The 15,735-nt window shown below is 60.7% G+C and carries 11 protein-coding genes; 5 read left to right on the top strand and 6 right to left on the bottom strand.

The window, feature by feature from the left end; translation table 11 throughout:
* Window positions 1-110 precede the first annotated feature (110 nt).
* On the bottom strand, window positions 111-419 hold the full coding sequence (locus NW853_RS11455) for a gas vesicle protein GvpV (protein WP_414332885.1): 309 nt from the start codon (window positions 417-419) through the stop codon (window positions 111-113).
* Window positions 420-520: 101 nt separating this feature from the next.
* Here NW853_RS11455 and NW853_RS11460 point away from each other — a divergent pair, with 101 nt between their 5' ends.
* The gene (locus NW853_RS11460) at window positions 521-1,015 is read left to right on the top strand and encodes a pentapeptide repeat-containing protein (RefSeq protein ID WP_414349071.1); all 495 of its coding nucleotides are present in this window, start codon (window positions 521-523) and stop codon (window positions 1,013-1,015) included.
* Here NW853_RS11460 and NW853_RS11465 read toward each other — a convergent pair.
* Complete coding sequence (locus tag NW853_RS11465) at window positions 1,012-1,320, bottom strand: hypothetical protein (protein WP_414332889.1); 309 nt, start codon at window positions 1,318-1,320, stop codon at window positions 1,012-1,014. The two genes, NW853_RS11460 and NW853_RS11465, sit on opposite strands and share 4 nt — an antisense overlap.
* 181 nt (window positions 1,321-1,501) lie before the next feature.
* Here NW853_RS11465 and NW853_RS11470 point away from each other — a divergent pair, with 181 nt between their 5' ends.
* The 3 genes from NW853_RS11470 (at window position 1,502) to tenA (ending at window position 4,119) form a co-directional block, all read left to right on the top strand.
* A complete protein-coding gene (locus NW853_RS11470; RefSeq protein ID WP_414332891.1) occupies window positions 1,502-2,233 on the top strand; it encodes an aldehyde oxygenase (deformylating) in 732 nt (243 codons plus the stop codon).
* Window positions 2,234-2,370: 137 nt separating this feature from the next.
* Window positions 2,371-3,396, top strand: a complete 1,026-nt coding sequence (locus NW853_RS11475; RefSeq protein ID WP_414332893.1) for a long-chain acyl-[acyl-carrier-protein] reductase — start codon at window positions 2,371-2,373, stop codon at window positions 3,394-3,396.
* 63 nt (window positions 3,397-3,459) lie between these two features.
* Window positions 3,460-4,119: a thiaminase II gene (gene tenA / locus NW853_RS11480; protein WP_414332895.1), complete on the top strand. Its 660-nt coding sequence runs from the start codon at window positions 3,460-3,462 to the stop codon at window positions 4,117-4,119.
* 170 nt (window positions 4,120-4,289) lie between these two features.
* Here tenA and NW853_RS11485 read toward each other — a convergent pair whose 3' ends face one another.
* From NW853_RS11485 to rpoB, 4 genes are all read right to left on the bottom strand, one after another.
* Window positions 4,290-5,015, bottom strand: a complete 726-nt coding sequence (locus NW853_RS11485; RefSeq protein WP_414332897.1) for a uracil-DNA glycosylase — start codon at window positions 5,013-5,015, stop codon at window positions 4,290-4,292.
* Entirely contained in the window at window positions 4,999-8,892 is a 3,894-nt protein-coding gene (locus tag NW853_RS11490) for a DNA-directed RNA polymerase subunit beta' (protein ID WP_414332899.1), read from the bottom strand. The genes NW853_RS11485 and NW853_RS11490 overlap by 17 nt, the downstream gene beginning before the upstream one ends.
* A gap of 98 nt (window positions 8,893-8,990) precedes the next feature.
* The gene (locus NW853_RS11495; RefSeq protein WP_414332901.1) at window positions 8,991-10,874 is read right to left on the bottom strand and encodes a DNA-directed RNA polymerase subunit gamma; all 1,884 of its coding nucleotides are present in this window, start codon (window positions 10,872-10,874) and stop codon (window positions 8,991-8,993) included.
* Window positions 10,875-10,971: 97 nt separating this feature from the next.
* The gene (rpoB, locus tag NW853_RS11500; protein ID WP_414332903.1) at window positions 10,972-14,367 is read right to left on the bottom strand and encodes a DNA-directed RNA polymerase subunit beta; all 3,396 of its coding nucleotides are present in this window, start codon (window positions 14,365-14,367) and stop codon (window positions 10,972-10,974) included.
* 434 nt (window positions 14,368-14,801) lie between these two features.
* Between rpoB and NW853_RS11505 the strand changes: the two genes are divergently transcribed.
* A complete protein-coding gene (locus tag NW853_RS11505; RefSeq protein ID WP_414349072.1) occupies window positions 14,802-15,620 on the top strand; it encodes a heme oxygenase (biliverdin-producing) in 819 nt (272 codons plus the stop codon).
* Window positions 15,621-15,735: the final 115 nt, after the last annotated feature.

The raw sequence follows: 15,735 nt of genomic DNA on the forward strand, positions 1-15,735 counted from the left end.
TTCTAGAGTCGGCTGGAGACGAGCAGCAAATAGTTAAGCTAGCTACAAAATCTCTGACTTGTTGCTTTGGCTCTCTGAGAATGGAGCGATGTGATTTAAGTGGGGATCCCTCAATACTCGAAGGTCATGGGTGGGAAGCGGCAAGGACGGGATCTGAGCTTGGCCGGTTCAGAGGCGGGGGCAGGATCCCGAAAAGCTTCTGCCTGCTGCTGGAGGTGTTGCATGGCCTGCTCGATTTCCTGGAGCCGGGACTGAATTTGCCCTTGCCGCTCTTGGATAGACTCCAGCTCCTGGTTGAGGCGCTGCTTTTCCACGGTGAGCTGCTGCATTTCGGCATAGAGGGCGGATTCGGTTTGGCGGCGCGGGATCGAGCGCAGCTTGGGGCGGGGGCGAGTTCGGGGCACACGGGGCAAGCTCATCAGTGGGGATCCCAGAAAACGGCTTGCGCCCATCGTAGCCTGCTCTTGGCGGCCCTTCCATTCCTGGGTAGGATCCAATTCGTCTGGCGTGGAAAACGGCGATGGTAGAAACTGGGGCAGAGCTGCTGCAACGCTACGGCAGCGGCGAGCGCGACTTCAGCAACAGCCAACTAACCGGGGCTGACCTGGCCGGGGCCGACCTGGCCGGGATCGATTTGGGGGGGGCTATTCTCCGGCAGGCCAAGCTGGCCTCTGCCAATCTGGAGCGGGCCTACTTGAGCGGTGCCGACCTCAGCCAAGCCGATCTGCAGGGATCCAACCTGCGCCTGGCCAATCTAGAAAAGGCCAAGTTGCAGGGATCCCGACTGCAGGGAGCCAACTTGCGTGGAGCCAACCTGGCCGAAGCGGACTTGAGCGGTGCCGATCTCAGCCAAGCGGACTTGGCGGGGGCCAATCTCACCGGAACCAACTTAAGGGGATCCCTTCTTGCCCAGTGCAAACTCAAGCTGGCCAACCTGCGCGGGGCCTGCTACGACAGCACCACCCAAATAGAAGCAGATGTCGCCCCGGCAGAGCTGGGCATGGTGCAAGCCTAGAGTTCCGGCTCCAGATCGAGGATCTCCTGGATCTCAGAATGGGTATAGCCCACCGCCCGCAACTTCTCCGAGACCGTCTCAATCTCTTCTGAAGACAGATCCTGTTGCCGTACTCGATCCCAGAGATTGGCCACAATCTGCAGCAGCAAACGGCTGCTTTCCGCCTCGAACAGCTCAAAAGCCGTCGCCAGCTCGATCGCCTGCAACACCTCCTCAGCGCTGCCAATCGGTTGATCGAGGGACTGTTCCTCCAACTCCACCAGCAACTGCCGCAGTTGGTTCAGGCCATCCCCAAGAGCAGACATACAGCAGGCTCCCCAACGGCACCTGAGCACTCACGCTAGCAGACCCCTATCCTGAATCAGAAGGGATCCCACCCATTCTGCAGCAGCTACGGCTATCCTGTTAGAAGAGCGATGCCGTTGCTGGACATCCGCAACCAACAATCCACAACAGCCAAACCACAGCGAGAGGAGATGCATGAGTATGGCCCCGGCGAACGTCCTGCCCAATCCCCCCCAGCCCTTGGCTAGCGAGGGTGGCACCACCCTGGACTACGGCAGCGCGGTTTATCGGCAGGCCTACTCCCGCATCAATGGCATTGTCATCGAAGGGGAACAAGAAGCCCACGACAACTACCTCAAGCTGGCCGAACTGCTGCCGGAAGCAGCAGAAGAGCTGCGCAAGCTGGCCAAAATGGAATTGCGGCACATGAAAGGCTTCCAATCCTGCGGCAAAAACCTGCAAATAGAGCCGGATAGGGAGTTTGCCCGCGCTTTCTTCGCCCCTTTGCGCAACAATTTCCAAAGCGCCGCGGCGGCAGGGGATCTGGTCTCCTGTTTTGTCATTCAGTCTTTGATCATCGAGTGCTTTGCCATTGCCGCCTACAACATCTACATCCCGGTTGCCGATGAGTTTGCCCGCAAGATCACCGAGGGAGTGGTCAAAGACGAGTATTTGCACCTGAACTTTGGCGAGCGCTGGCTGGGCGAACACTTTGCCGAGGTCAAAGCTCAGATCGAAGCGGCCAATGCCCAGAACCTGCCCCTGGTCTGGCAGATGCTGCAGCAGGTAGACGAGGATGTGGAAGCCATCTATATGGATCGCGAGGCCATCGTCGAGGACTTTATGATTGCCTATGGCGAGGCGCTGGCCAACATCGGCTTCAGCACCCGCGAGGTGATGCGCCTCTCGGCCCAGGGTTTGCGGGCAGCGTGACCCAACCCGGTATCCATCCTCTGCTGCTGGACTGGAGTTTCAGCCCGGCTGTCGGGGATCCCTACCTCTCCCGCGTATGGACGTGTTTTGATGGGATCCTGATGCGATCCATTAGTCATGCAAGCGAGTAAACCTCTATGTTCGGCCTGATCGGGCACTTGACCAGCTTGGCTCATGCGAAGCGGGTGGCAGACAAGCTGGGCTATTCCGAATATGCGGAGAGCGACTTAGAGTTCTGGTGCATGGCTCCCCCGCAGGTGGTGGACGAGATTACGGTAACCAGCATTACCGGCCAAAAGATTTATGGGCAGTACGTCGAATCCTGTTTCTTGCCGGAAATGTTGGCGGGGGGACGGGTGAAGGCGGCCTGTCGGAAAGTTTTGAACGCGATGGCTCTGGCCCAGCGGCGCGGCCTGAACATCACCGCTCTGGGGGGGTTTAGCAGCATTATTTTCGAGAATTTCCGCCTTGACAGTCTCAGGCGAGTCCGCAACATCGACTTGGAGATCCAACGCTTTACCACCGGCAACACCCACACCGCCTACATCATCTGTCAGCAGCTACAGTTGGCGGCCCAGCGCTACGCCATGGACTTGGCAGCCGCTACGGTTGCGGTGGTGGGGGCGACCGGAGATATCGGCAGCGCCATCTGTCGGTGGTTGATAGCCCACACCCACCTGGGCAAATTGTTGCTCATCGCCCGGGAGCGGCGGCGCCTAGAAGAGTTGCAGGCCAAGCTCAAGCAGGGGGAGATCTGTTCGCTGGAAGAGGCCCTGCCGCGCGCCGACTTTATCGTTTGGGTGGCCAGCATGAGCCAAGGCATGACCCTCGATCCGCAGGTGTTGCCGGATCCCTGCGTGATCATTGACGGCGGCTACCCGAAAAACATTGCCTCTAACTTGCAACGCAAGGGACTTTACGTCATTGACGGGGGGATGGTGGAGCACTCTTTGGATATTGAATGGAACATCATGCAGTTTTTGAATGTGGCCAACCCGGCCCGTCAGCTCTTTGCCTGCTTTGCCGAGTCGATGCTGCTGGAGTTTGAGGGCCTGTACACCAATTTCAGTTGGGGCCGCAACTTGATCACCCTGGAAAAACTGGATTTAATCGGTCAACTGTCTCGCAAGCACGGCTTCCGCCCCCTTATGCCGGAAGCCTAGCTCCAGCTAGGCCGACCCTCTGAAAAGCGGTAGAAAAATAGACAACGCTGCGAGAGAGCCACCATGTCCCAATCCTTTACCACCCACCTCTGGCAGACGATCGAGCCTATCTACCAACAGATCTTGGATCACCCCTTTAACCGTGAGTTGGCGGCAGGCAGCCTCTCGCGGCAGCGCTTCCAGTTTTATTTGCAGCAAGATGCTCTTTATCTCACCGATTTTGCCCGCGCCCTCGCCTTGATCGGGGCTCGTTCTGAAGGGGCTGAGCGGGTGGTGAGTTTCTTGAACTTTGCCCTGGGGGCCATTGTGGCCGAACGCAGCCTGCACGAGAGTTACTTTCGCCTCTACGACATCCAGCCGGAGACAACCTACGCTCCTGCCTGCTTCGCCTACACCCGTTTTCTATTGGCTGCGGCTGCCTTGGATCCCTACGAGGTGGCCATGGCCGCCGTGCTGCCCTGTTTTTGGATCTATCGCGAGGTGGGATCCGCCATCTACTGCACCGCCAAGCCCAACAATCCTTACCAACAATGGATCGACACCTACGCGGGGGAAGAATTTGCCCAGGTGGTGCAACAGGCCCTCGACCTCACCGACTCCTTGGCTGCGCAGACCACAGCGGCGATGCGGGAAAAGATGACCGCCGCCTTCGTAGCCGCCTCCCGCCTGGAATGGCTGTTTTGGGACAGCGCCTACCGCCTGGAAACCTGGCAGCCGGCTTGATCCCTGCCGGGCCCGGCGGCTCAGCAAGGTAGTCGCTGCCATTGCAATATGAAACAGCTCCTCCGCCGATCTCCAGCTCCCCTCTCCCCTTGGGGCAGAGGGGTTGGGGGTGAGGGGCGGCAACGACTCCAGCCTTTGGCAAAACGTCCGGCCACTGCAGAATCTTCGGCTCAAAACTCGATCAGGGGGGTGGATGGCGGAGATGGGGACAACAACTGCTGCGCCCGCTCAAAGACGGCGTCCAGCATCGCCTCTGTCAACCGCTTGGTGGCCGTGTTGCGGCGGCTGGGGTGGTAAGACGTCAGCAAATAGCGACCCTCTCCCAAAGGAATGACGCAGTTGTGGCCAAAGCGGGGGCGGGGCCTGAGAGGCGGCAAGAGCGCCAAGGTGTAGCGAAAGGCAAAATGGCCCAACGCCAAGATCACCCGCACCTGGGTCAACAGCTCCAGCTCTTGTCTCAGATAGCCCAGGCAAGCTTCGGCTTCTGCGGCAGTGGGACGGTTCTGGGGCGGCGCGCAGCGCACCACGGCTGAGATGTAGCAATCCCGCAATTGCAGGCCATCCTCCCGGTGGATTGAGGTGGGTTGATTGGCAAACCCGGCCCGGTACAGGGCGCGGAACAGCCAATCCCCGCTGGGATCCCCAGTAAACACCCGGCCTGTGCGGTTGCCCCCATGGGCGGCTGGCGCCAAGCCGATCACCCACAGCCGCGCCTGCACATCCCCAAACCCCGGCACCGGTCGGCCCCAGTAGAGTTGGTCGCAAAAACGGGCCACCTTTTGCTGGGCAACCCCTTCTCGCCAAGCCACCAGGCGGGGACAGCGACGGCAACGGACGATTTCAGCTTGCAAAGTGGCCCAATCCGAGAGCTCCAGCGCCTCACTCCTCTTCCTCATCCTCCTCCAGCTCGTCAAAAGCAGGGGTGGAGTCGTCGATGAGCTGGTCGTCTTCCAAGATCAAACGGGGCGGCAGCTCCGGCAGCACGACAGGCTCCTCCTCTTCCTCCGGCTCCGGTTCTGGCGCCATCTCCTCGTAGGTGCTGAAGCCGGTGCCCGCGGGGATCAAACGCCCGATGATCACGTTCTCCTTCAGCCCCCGCAGCCAGTCCGACTTGCCCTCGATGGCCGCCTCCGTCAGCACCCGCGTGGTCTCCTGGAAGCTAGCCGCCGAGATGAAGCTGTCGGTGTTTAAGCTGGCCTTGGTGATCCCCAGCAAGACGGGCGTGTACTTGGCCGGCGCTCCCCCGGTAAAGGCCATGTTGGCATTGGTTTGCTGGATTTCCCGCAGCTCCACCAGCTCGCCCGGCAACAGGATGGTATCGCCGCCGTCATCCACCCGCACCTTCGAGGTCATCTGGCGCACCACGATCTCGATGTGTTTGTCGGCAATCTCCACCCCTTGCGAGCGGTAGACATTCTGCACTTCGTTCACGAAAAAGCGCTGCACCTCCCGCAAAGCCAACTGCGCTGCTTGGTCATCTCCCAAGGTTTGGCGATGGTACTCGTAGTAGATCTCCAAGAGGTCGTGGGGATTGGCGGGGCCATCGGTAAGGGGATCCCCTGCTTGCACCGGTTGGCCATCGACCACGATCAGATTTTGCCCCGGCATCACCGAATACTCGGTAACCGTGCCATCGGCTTCGATGACCCGCAGATCCGGCTCTTCTCCTCGCCAGCTCAGTTGCACCGTGCCGGGCCGCCTGGCCAAAACGCACATTTCCTTGGGCTTGCGGGCCTCCAGCAGCTCCTCGATCCGCGGCAGACCTTGAATGATATCCCCCGTCTTGGCCCGCTCAAACACCAGGAGGGCCAAAGAATCCCCCCGCTGCACCAGATCCCCATCCCGCACCTGCAAAATGGCGCCCGCCGACACCAAGTAGGGCCGTGCCGCCCGCAACACCACTTGGCCATCGGTTACCTGCATCACTTGCCCCGACTCGGGAGCAGGGATCCCCGGAGCCAGCTCGTCTCTGGCCCGCACCAGCGCTCCCACCTCGACGCTGGCCGGGCCCGCCAGGGGCACCGTCAGCAGGTCGTCGTCAGTAACCACCAGAACCCGCCGCACCACTTCTGCGCCCTGGCGGATCCCTTGCACGATCCCGGCTTTTTTGGCCTGAATCTCGGTGCGGGCGATCACATCTCCTCTGGCGATGTTGTCTCCCTCGCTCACCAACAGCCGCGTGTGGGTACTCCCCTGCGTCAGATCTGCTTCCACATCGCGGCGCAGCAGCAGGGTTTCCAGAATGACCAGTTGCAGGCGGCGGATACTGGGATCCTTCTCATCTTGGATCAGCTCAATATCGGCCTTCAGTTGCGGGGCGTCGGTATCGATCTCCAGCACCAGTTGCGTGCGCAGGAGCTCCACCGGCCCCACCGACTTCACGCGCTCTCCATCTTTGAAGGGAACCCGCTGCACCGCCCGCAGGCGAATGGAGCGGCCGGACTCGCTGGTGGACTCCTGGCTGGGCACCGAGGGCCGGTCGGGGATTTCGTACTCCTGCACCGGGCGCAGCAGCAAGCCTGGGCCTTCGGGGGTTTCCACATGCTCCAGATAGACCAGTTGGTCGGGAACGATGCTGCTGAGCACCTGTTGCCCTGGCTGGATGAGGGTACCGCTTTTCACCTCCAAATCGGCGGGGTTGTCCACCAGATGCAGGGATCCCGGCTTGATGACGATCTCCCGCAAAATGTCGTTTTTCTGGATGACCTCGACAACGCCGGCATTTTGGCAGAAGATGTCCTTCACCACCTCGGTGCCGGCTTCTACGTACTGGCCATCCTCCACGTTCAATAGGGAGATGTCTTTGTTCACCTCATGGGTCTCTTCCGGGATCCACAGCAGGGTGCCACCCTGGATGACTTCGTAACCTTGCTTGGCCTTGCCACGCCGTGCCACCTCAATGCCGGCAAACTTCACCAAGCCCCCCGTCTGGCTGCGGAAGTGGTTGTCGATCAGCTCTGCCACCACTTCGTCGTTGCCCACTTTGGTGCCCGGCGTGGCCTTGAGCACGAAGGTCTGGCCGCTGGCGGTATCCAGCAAAAATTGCTCCCGGCCCTGGTGGGATTCCACCCGCACCCGCGCCTCGTGCAGCACCACAGAAGCGTTGATGATCTCCACCTCGCGCCCACTTTTGGTGTCGCTGCGCTCCGGCAGCCGCACAATGCCGCCGTGCTCCGTCACCAGCGAGGTTTCGGCGATTACATCCCCCGCCTGCACCCGATCCCCGTTTTTCACCACCGGCTCGGCCCCCGGCGGGAGATTGTACACCTGGCCGGACATCACCCAGATCAACCCCTGCCGCTGGGCGGTGTAGGTGGTGTTCCCCTGGCGGTCGGTCTTCTCCTCGATGGGCAGATCGGCAAAGCGAATTTCGCCGGCCAGGTCGGCCACCACCTCTTTCTGGGCTTTTTCGGTGCTCTTGCGGCTGGCCTTGGCCAGCGACACCTCCGCAATTAACTGATCCCGCTGCACCTGGGTTCCGTCCCGCACCAGCAGGGTGGATCCCTGGGTCATGTCGAAGACTTCCCGCTGGCCGTCTGGGCCTTCCAAGACGATTTGGTTGTTCACCTCCACCTGGAGAGCGTCATCGCCGTGGCGGGTGCGGAAGGGGCGGGTGCGCAGGTTTTTCGGGAACCGCACCACGCCGGCAAAGGGGGCGCGAATTTGGCGGGCCACCTCCCCGGTGAACACACCCCCCGTGTGGAAGGTGCGCATGGTCAACTGGGTGCCCGGCTCCCCAATCGATTGGGCGGCGATGATCCCGACGGCCTCTCCCAAATCCACCAGGCGGGAGTGGGCCAGGCTCCAGCCATAGCACATGCGGCACACGGAGCGGTTAGCCTCACAGGTGAGGGGAGAACGCACCATCACCTGCCGGATGCCGGCCTCCACGATGGTTTTGGCCAGGTCGTGATCCACCTCTTGGTTGCGACGGGCAATGATCTCCTGGGTTTGCGGATGCACCACATCCCGCGCCAGCACCCGGCCCACCAGGCGCTCCTCCAAGGACACCACCACTTTGTCCCCGTCCATCAGGTATTCCAGGAGAATGCCCTGCTCGGTGCCGCAGTCGGATTCGCGCACGATCACATCCTGAGAGACGTCCACCAAACGGCGGGTCAGGTAGCCGGAGTCGGCGGTGCGCAGGGCTGTATCCACCAACCCCTTGCGGGCCCCATAGGAGGAGATGATGTACTCGGTAACCGTCAGGCCCTCGCGGAAATTGGTTTTAATCGGCAAGTCGATGATCTCCCCCTGCGGGTTGGCCATCAGGCCGCGCATGCCCACCAACTGCCGCACCTGCGAGACGTTCCCCCTCGCTCCCGAGTTGGCCATCATGTACACGGAGTTGAGGGGATCGTTTTGGCGGAAGTTGCTGAGCATCTCCTCCTTGATCTGGTCGTTGGTCTGGTTCCAGGTGTCGATCACCTTTTGGTAGCGCTCCACCTCTGTGATTTCTCCACGGGTGTAGCGCTCCGTAGCTGCCTCGATCTCCGCTTCCGCCTGGGCCAACAACTGCCGCTTGCTGGGCGGGACGCGCAGATCCTCGACGCTGATGGAGACGGCGGCCTGGGTGGCGTATTTGAAGCCCAGGGTCTTGAGGGCATCCGCCATCTGAGCGGTGCGGGCGGTGCCGTAGCGGGCAAACGACCACGCGATCAGATTGCGCAGCTCTTTTTTGCCGATTTGATAGTTGCGAAAGGGCACAGGGGGCAGAGGGGCCTCGGCGTTGTTACGCGACAGGCCGGCGGAAAGGCGTCCTTTTTCACTCATGATGCCTCGCTGATATTTTCAGCAGATTCTCGACAACGGCTGGGTGAGGGGATCCCGACAATCCATCCTTCAAAGAAGAGGACAGCTCGGGAGTGGGTCTAGGCAGACAAAATATCTTGCACCGCCTTGTTAAAAATGATCCGACCTGCCGTGGTGCGCATGTACTGGCTGATCACGTTGCCGTCTTGATCCTCACGGATGCGACGGTAGTTGGTGATCTTGAGGCGGGTGCCGCCCGCTTCTTCGATAATCTGGGGCTCGGACTCTTTTTCGCCCTTGCCCAGCTCCATCGGGCCGTTGTAGCGCACCCAGATTTTGCTGTGCAGGCCGATGACACCGCGGTCGTAGGCGATGAGAGCATCCTCGAGGCTGGCAAAGTAGCGATCTTCAACCGCGGGCGCGTGGGGGTTATCTGCGGTCAGGTAGTAACATCCCAACACCATATCTTGGCTGGGGGTGATGATGGGAGCGCCGGTGGCCGGGGAGAGGATGTTGTTGGTGGCCAACATCAGCAAGCGTGCCTCCGCCTGGGCTTCCAACGACAGGGGCACATGCACCGCCATCTGGTCGCCGTCGAAGTCGGCATTGAAAGCCGGGCAGACCAAGGGGTGGAGCTGAATCGCCCTCCCTTCCACCAGGATCGGCTCAAAAGCTTGGATCCCCAGACGGTGCAATGTCGGGGCGCGGTTGAGCAAGACGGGGTGGCCGTCGATCACCTCCTCTAGCACATCCCAAACCTGCGGGTCGTTGCTCAGGATCAGCTTTTTGGCGGCTTTGATGTTGTTGACGATGTTCCGCTTGATCAACTTGTGAATGACGAACGGCTGGAACAGCTCGATGGCCATCTCTTTGGGCAGCCCACACTGGTGCATGCGCAGGTTGGGCCCCACCACGATTACCGAACGCCCGGAGTAGTCCACCCGTTTGCCCAACAGATTTTGCCGGAAGCGCCCCTGTTTGCCCTCGATGATGTCCGATAGGGACTTGAGGGGACGGTTGTTGGCCCCCGCCACCACGCGCCCCCGCCGACCGTTGTCGATCAGCGCGTCCACCGCCTCCTGCAGCATGCGCTTTTCGTTGCGCACAATAATCTCCGGCGCCATGATCTCCTGCAGCCGGGCCAGGCGGTTGTTGCGGTTGATCACCCGGCGGTAGAGATCGTTGAGGTCGCTGGTGGCAAAGCGGCCCCCATCTAACTGAACCATCGGGCGCAGATCGGGCGGGATCACCGGCAGCACCCGCAATACCATCCACTCCGGACGGGATCCGGTGGCGATAAAGTTATCGATCACCCGCAGCCGCTTGATCAGGCGCGCCCGCTTCTGGCCGCGAGCACCGGCGATGTCCTCCCGCAACTGCTCCGCCTCTTTTTCCAGGTCGATATCCTTGAGCAGGCGTTCGATGGCCTCTGCCCCGATCATGGCCCAGTTCTCCGGCAGTTGCAGCTCCGAGCCCTCCTCGTACATCTGATCCTCGATCTCGAGGTATTGATCCTCGGTCAGCAACTGCTTGTAGGAAAGATTGGGGGCGTTGCCGGGATCCACCACCACGTAGGCGTTGAAGTAGACCACTTGCTCCACATCCCGCAGCGGCATATCCAACAGCGTGGCGATGTGGCTGGGGATCCCTTTCAAATACCAGACATGGGTGACGGGGGCAGCCAACTTGATGTAACCCATGCGGTGACGGCGCACCCGCGACTCGGTCACCTCCACCCCACAGCGCTCGCAGACGATCCCCCGATGCCGCACGCGCTTGTACTTGCCGCAGTGGCACTCCCAGTCTTTGGCCGGCCCAAAGATGCGCTCGCAAAAAAGACCATCCATCTCCGGCTTGAGGGTGCGATAGTTGATGGTCTCCGGCTTGGTGACTTCCCCCACCACTTGGCCGTTGGGCAGGGTGCGCTGGCCCCACTCCATGATCCGCTCTGGAGAAGCCAAGCCGATTTTGACATAGTCAAAGCGTTGCTCTGTTTTGGCCATCGCCGTTGTTCTCCTGACTTGTTGCCCTGCTACCTAAACCCAAGGGAGAGGTAAACACCACCCTCCTTCACAGGTCGAATGGGATCCCGATCGACAATCAAAACTCCTCTTCCTCTTCTCCGTCCTCATCTTGGCTGCGGCTGGCGAAGGTAAAGGCCGCCCCAGGCGATAGGGAAAGATCCTCAGGCGTAACCGACTCATACGTGGGTCGAGAGGGAGTGTGACGGTTGGAAGTATCGGCCATCAGATCCACCTCCACATTGCGGGTTTGGCCCTCGTTGTCCGTCTCCACCTTGTGGACCGAAACATCCAGACAGAGGGACTGCAGCTCCCGTACCAGCACCTTGAAGGACTCCGGCGTGCCAGGCCGAGGGATGGGCTTGCCCTTGACGATGGCGTTGAGAGCCTCGTTGCGACCCACCATGTCGTCGGACTTGACGGTGAGCAGCTCCTGCAAGATGTAGGCCGCCCCAAACGCTTCTAGAGCCCACACCTCCATCTCGCCAAAGCGCTGGCCACCCTGCTGCGCCTTGCCCCCCAAAGGTTGCTGGGTCACCAAAGAGTAGGGGCCGGTGGAGCGGGCGTGGATCTTGTCGTCCACCAAATGCACCAGCTTCAACATGTAGGCGCGGCCCACCGTAACGGGCTGGTCGAAAAGCTCCCCGGTGCGACCGTCAAACACCTGGATCTTGCCGCAGTACTTACCTTCTGGGTTGAAGATCCAATCTTTGCCGGTCTTTTCTCGGGCCTCCCGCAACTTGGCCTCCACCGTCAAACGCGAGGCCTCCAAACCATGCATCTCGTCGAAGGGCATCAACTTGAAGCGCACTCCCAAATGTTCTGCTGCCCAACCCAGGAGGCACTCATACACTTGGCCCACATTCATGCGGGAGGGAACCCCCAAGGGGTTGAGCACCACGTCCACCGGTGTGCCATCCGCCAGGTAGGGCATGTCCTCGATCGGCAAGATGCGGGAGATGATGCCCTTGTTGCCGTGGCGGCCCGCGATCTTGTCCCCCACTTGAATTTTGCGCTTGAGGGCGATGTAAACCCGCACCACCATGTTGGCGCCCGGAGGCAGCTCGTCCCCCTGCTCACGGGTGAAGATGCGCACATCCACCACCCGACCGCGCTCGCCGTTGGGCACACGCAGGGAATTGTCCCGCACGTCGCGGGCTTTTTCCCCGAAGATGGCCCGCAAGAGTCGCTCCTCTGGTGGCTGATCCGACTCCCCTTTGGGAGTGACTTTGCCCACCAAAATATCGCCGGCCTCCACCCAGGCCCCAATGCGCACAATGCCGTTTTCGTCTAGGTCGCGCAGGGCATCTTCCCCCACGTTGGGGATCTCGCGGGTGATCTCTTCAGGGCCTAGCTTGGTTTGCCGGGCCTCGATCTCGTGCTTCTCGATGTGAACCGAGGTGAAGACGTCGTCGTAGACCAGCCGCTCGCTGATCAAGATGGCGTCTTCGTAGTTGTAGCCCTCCCAGGGCATGTAGGCCACCAGCACGTTTTGACCCAAAGCCAGCTCGCCCCCCTCGGTAGCCGGACCGTCCGCCAGCACCTGCCCGGCTACCACCCGATCCCCCGCGTAGACAAGAGGACGTTGGTTGAGGCAGGTATCTTGGTTGGAGCGCTGGTACTTCTGCAGACGATAGACGATGGGATCCCCGCCATCTTCGGGCCGCACCACGATTTCATCGGCAGAAACGTAGGTCACCACGCCGTGGGTGCGCGACACCACCACCATGCCGGAGTCCCGCGCCGCCTGGGCTTCCAAACCCGTGCCCACATAAGGCCGATCCGGCTTCAGCAGAGGCACCGCCTGCCGCTGCATGTTCGCCCCCATGAGGGCGCGGTTGGCGTCGTCATGCTCCAGAAAGGGAATCAAGGAGGTGGCCACCGAGATCACTTGCACCGGCGCCACCTGCACATAGTGCACTTCCGTGGGGTGGGCGGTGGTGAACTCTTGACGGTAGCGCACCGGCACCAAGTCGGCGGTAATGCGGCCTTCGGCATCCACCGGCACATCCCCCGGCGCCACGCGATACTCGTCCTCCTCGTCGGCGGTGAGGTAGACCATGCCCAGGTCTTTGCGCACCACGCCGTTTTCGACACGGTAGTAGGGGCTTTCGATGAAGCCGTACTGGTTGACGCGGGCGTGGGTGGCCAGGGATCCAATCAGCCCGGCGTTGGGGCCTTCGGGAGTTTCGATGGGGCAGATGCGTCCGTAGTGGCTGGGGTGGATGTCCCGCACGGCAAAGCCTGCCCGTTCCCGACTCAGGCCGCCCGGCCCCAGAGCCGACAGCCGCCGCTTGTGGGTCAGCTCCGCCAGCGGGTTGGTCTGATCCATGAACTGGGAGAGCTGGCTGGAGCCGAAAAACTCCTTGATGGCCGCTACCAAGGGCTTGGGGTTGACCAAAGAGGCCGGGGTGAGGTTTTCCGACTCCGAAACTGTCATGCGTTCGCGGATGATCCGCTCCAGGCGATTCAGACCCACCCGCACCTGGTTTTGCAAGAGCTCGCCCACCGAGCGCACACGGCGGTTGCCCAGGTGGTCGATGTCGTCCACATGGCCGATGTCGTACTCCAAGTTAATCAGGTAGTCGATGACGGCCAAGATGTCCGGGACGGTGAGCACCCGCACGTTTTCCGCCACGTTGAGATTGAGCTTTTTGTTGAGCTTGTAACGCCCTACCCGGCCCAGGTCGTAGCGCTTGGGATCGAAGAAGCGGGACTCCAGCAACTGCTGGCCGCCGGAGACGGTGGGAGGCTCGCCGGGCCGCAACTTGCGGTACAGCTCCATCAGGGCCTCTTCTTCGCTGTAGTGCCCCTCTTTTTCCATGGTTTTTTGGAAAAATTCGGGGTGGCGCAGGCTGTCGTAGATCTCCGAGTCGCTCAGGCCCAAGGCTTTCAGCAGCACCGCCGCCGAGAGCTTGCGGGTTTTGTCGATGCGCACCCACACCAGGCCGTTTTTGTCGGTCTCGAACTTCAGCCAGGCGCCCCGGTTGGGGATGAGGCTGGCGCTGTAGGTGCGGCGGCCGTTTTTGTCCAGTTCCGACTTGTAGTAGACGCCGGGGCTGCGCACAATTTGGTTGACGATCACCCGCTCGGCGCCGTTGATGATAAAGGTGCCGCGATCCGTCATCAAGGGCAGTTCGCCGATGAAGACGTCCATGTCCTTGATCTCGCCGGTCTCCTTGTTGATCAGGCGAGTGGGCACCCGGATTTGCGCTTGGTAGGTAGCATCCCGTCGCTTAGCTTCCTCAGGGTCGTAGCGCGGTTTGTTGATCTTGTATCCTTTGGAAGGATCCCCAGGGCGATATTCGGGCAAAAAGTGCAGCTCCAGCTTGCCCGTGTAATCGACGATGGGGGAAAAGCTGAGAAGCTCCTCTTCAAACCCTTCTCGCAAAAACCATAAGAAACTCTCCCGCTGAATCTCTACCAGGTCAGGAAAGGTAGGAGCGGCAGGGGATGGCACTGCTAATTGTGTCATGCGTTGCTCGGGAGGGGTCGCGCTGCAGTCAGGCCTTTCATTATAGAAACCCCACCAACGATCGTCAACGAACGTTACAAGGGCCGAGGGGGCATCCGGAAAGTTTGGGCAACGGCACCTGGGATCCCACCCAAGCTGCCAACCTTAGGGCGATCCCCAACTTAAGGATTGTTCACATCCATTCACACTCAGGCAGATTATTCTAATCGTTGACCGTTGGGAAGTCAGCCGCTGCTCCGACTCCGCTTGCCGGTCATCAACAGGGATCGGAAAAGTGGGGTAGGCCTAGAGGCTGAGTCGAGTCGTTATGAGGGCGCGCTCAGCCTGTTAGGGGGGTCTGGTCTGCGTCGCGGTGACCAGAGGGGTTCCCCGGCAGGATCTACCTTCATCCAGATGAGAAGGGGTTGAAATGGGTTTACACAGCTTCTCAGGCCATGGCGATCTTTATTGATGTTTTTGAAAACAACTGGACACAAGCAGCCGTCTTTGACGAGGAGGGTTTTGTGAGTCTGCACCATCAAGAGAATCAGAACACCAGCCTATCGGCCCAGTTGCGGGAGGGCACCAAGCAGTCCCACACCATGGCCGAGAATATGGCCTTCATCAAGTGCTTCCTCAAGGGGGTGGTGGATAAAAAAGCTTACAGCCGCTATGTGGGCAATTTTTACTTTGTCTATGGCGCTCTGGAAGAGGGGTTCGCGCAGTTGCGAGAGCACCCGCTGGTGGGCCGGCTCTACTACCCGGAGCTGTGGCGCAAGGCCAGCTTGGAGAAGGATTTAAATTATTTTGTCGGCCCCAATTGGCGCGCTGTGGTCAAGCCCTCCCCGTCTTGCCAGGTCTACGTCAACCGCATTCGAGAAGTGGTGGAAACAGACCCGGTTCTGCTGATTGCCCATGCCTACACCCGCTACATCGGCGACCTGTCGGGTGGCCAGATCCTGAAAAATATTGCCCGCCGGGCCATGGGCCTGCCGCCAGGAGAGGGAACGGCCTTTTACGATTTCGAGCAGATCCCTCATGAGGGCAAGTTCAAGCAGCGCTACCGCGCTCAGATGGACGCCCTGGGACTGGATCAGGCCACCATCGAGCGCATTGTGGCGGAAGCCAACTACGCCTTCAAGCTGAACATGGACTTGTTTAGGGAGTTGGAGGGCAATTGGCTGTTGTCGATGGCCCGCCTGGCCTGGAACTCTCTCCTCGCCCAGTTTCAGCGCAAGCCCGCCCGCTCTGAGGCGGCTGCTCCCAGTTCCTAGCCACAGCTATTCCCAATCCCAGAGAATCTTTGCTGGGCCGCCAATCCCCCCTCTCCCTCAGGGAGAGGGGCTGGGGGTGAGGGGTGTCCCTCAGGGAGAGGGGCTGGGGGTGAGG

Source organism: Synechococcus sp. H55.11, from assembly GCF_047462475.1.
GTDB lineage: Bacteria > Cyanobacteriota > Cyanobacteriia > Thermostichales > Thermostichaceae > Thermostichus.

Coding starts and splice junctions, on each gene's coding strand:
- NW853_RS11455 (WP_414332885.1), bottom strand. CDS start 419: ATGAGCTTGCCCCGTGTGCCCCGAACTCGCCCCCGCCCCAAGCTGCGC.
- NW853_RS11460 (WP_414349071.1), top strand. CDS start 521: ATGGTAGAAACTGGGGCAGAGCTGCTGCAACGCTACGGCAGCGGCGAG.
- NW853_RS11465 (WP_414332889.1), bottom strand. CDS start 1,320: ATGTCTGCTCTTGGGGATGGCCTGAACCAACTGCGGCAGTTGCTGGTG.
- NW853_RS11470 (WP_414332891.1), top strand. CDS start 1,502: ATGGCCCCGGCGAACGTCCTGCCCAATCCCCCCCAGCCCTTGGCTAGC.
- NW853_RS11475 (WP_414332893.1), top strand. CDS start 2,371: ATGTTCGGCCTGATCGGGCACTTGACCAGCTTGGCTCATGCGAAGCGG.
- tenA (WP_414332895.1), top strand. CDS start 3,460: ATGTCCCAATCCTTTACCACCCACCTCTGGCAGACGATCGAGCCTATC.
- NW853_RS11485 (WP_414332897.1), bottom strand. CDS start 5,015: ATGAGGAAGAGGAGTGAGGCGCTGGAGCTCTCGGATTGGGCCACTTTG.
- NW853_RS11490 (WP_414332899.1), bottom strand. CDS start 8,892: ATGAGTGAAAAAGGACGCCTTTCCGCCGGCCTGTCGCGTAACAACGCC.
- NW853_RS11495 (WP_414332901.1), bottom strand. CDS start 10,874: ATGGCCAAAACAGAGCAACGCTTTGACTATGTCAAAATCGGCTTGGCT.
- rpoB (WP_414332903.1), bottom strand. CDS start 14,367: ATGACACAATTAGCAGTGCCATCCCCTGCCGCTCCTACCTTTCCTGAC.
- NW853_RS11505 (WP_414349072.1), top strand. CDS start 14,802: ATGGCGATCTTTATTGATGTTTTTGAAAACAACTGGACACAAGCAGCC.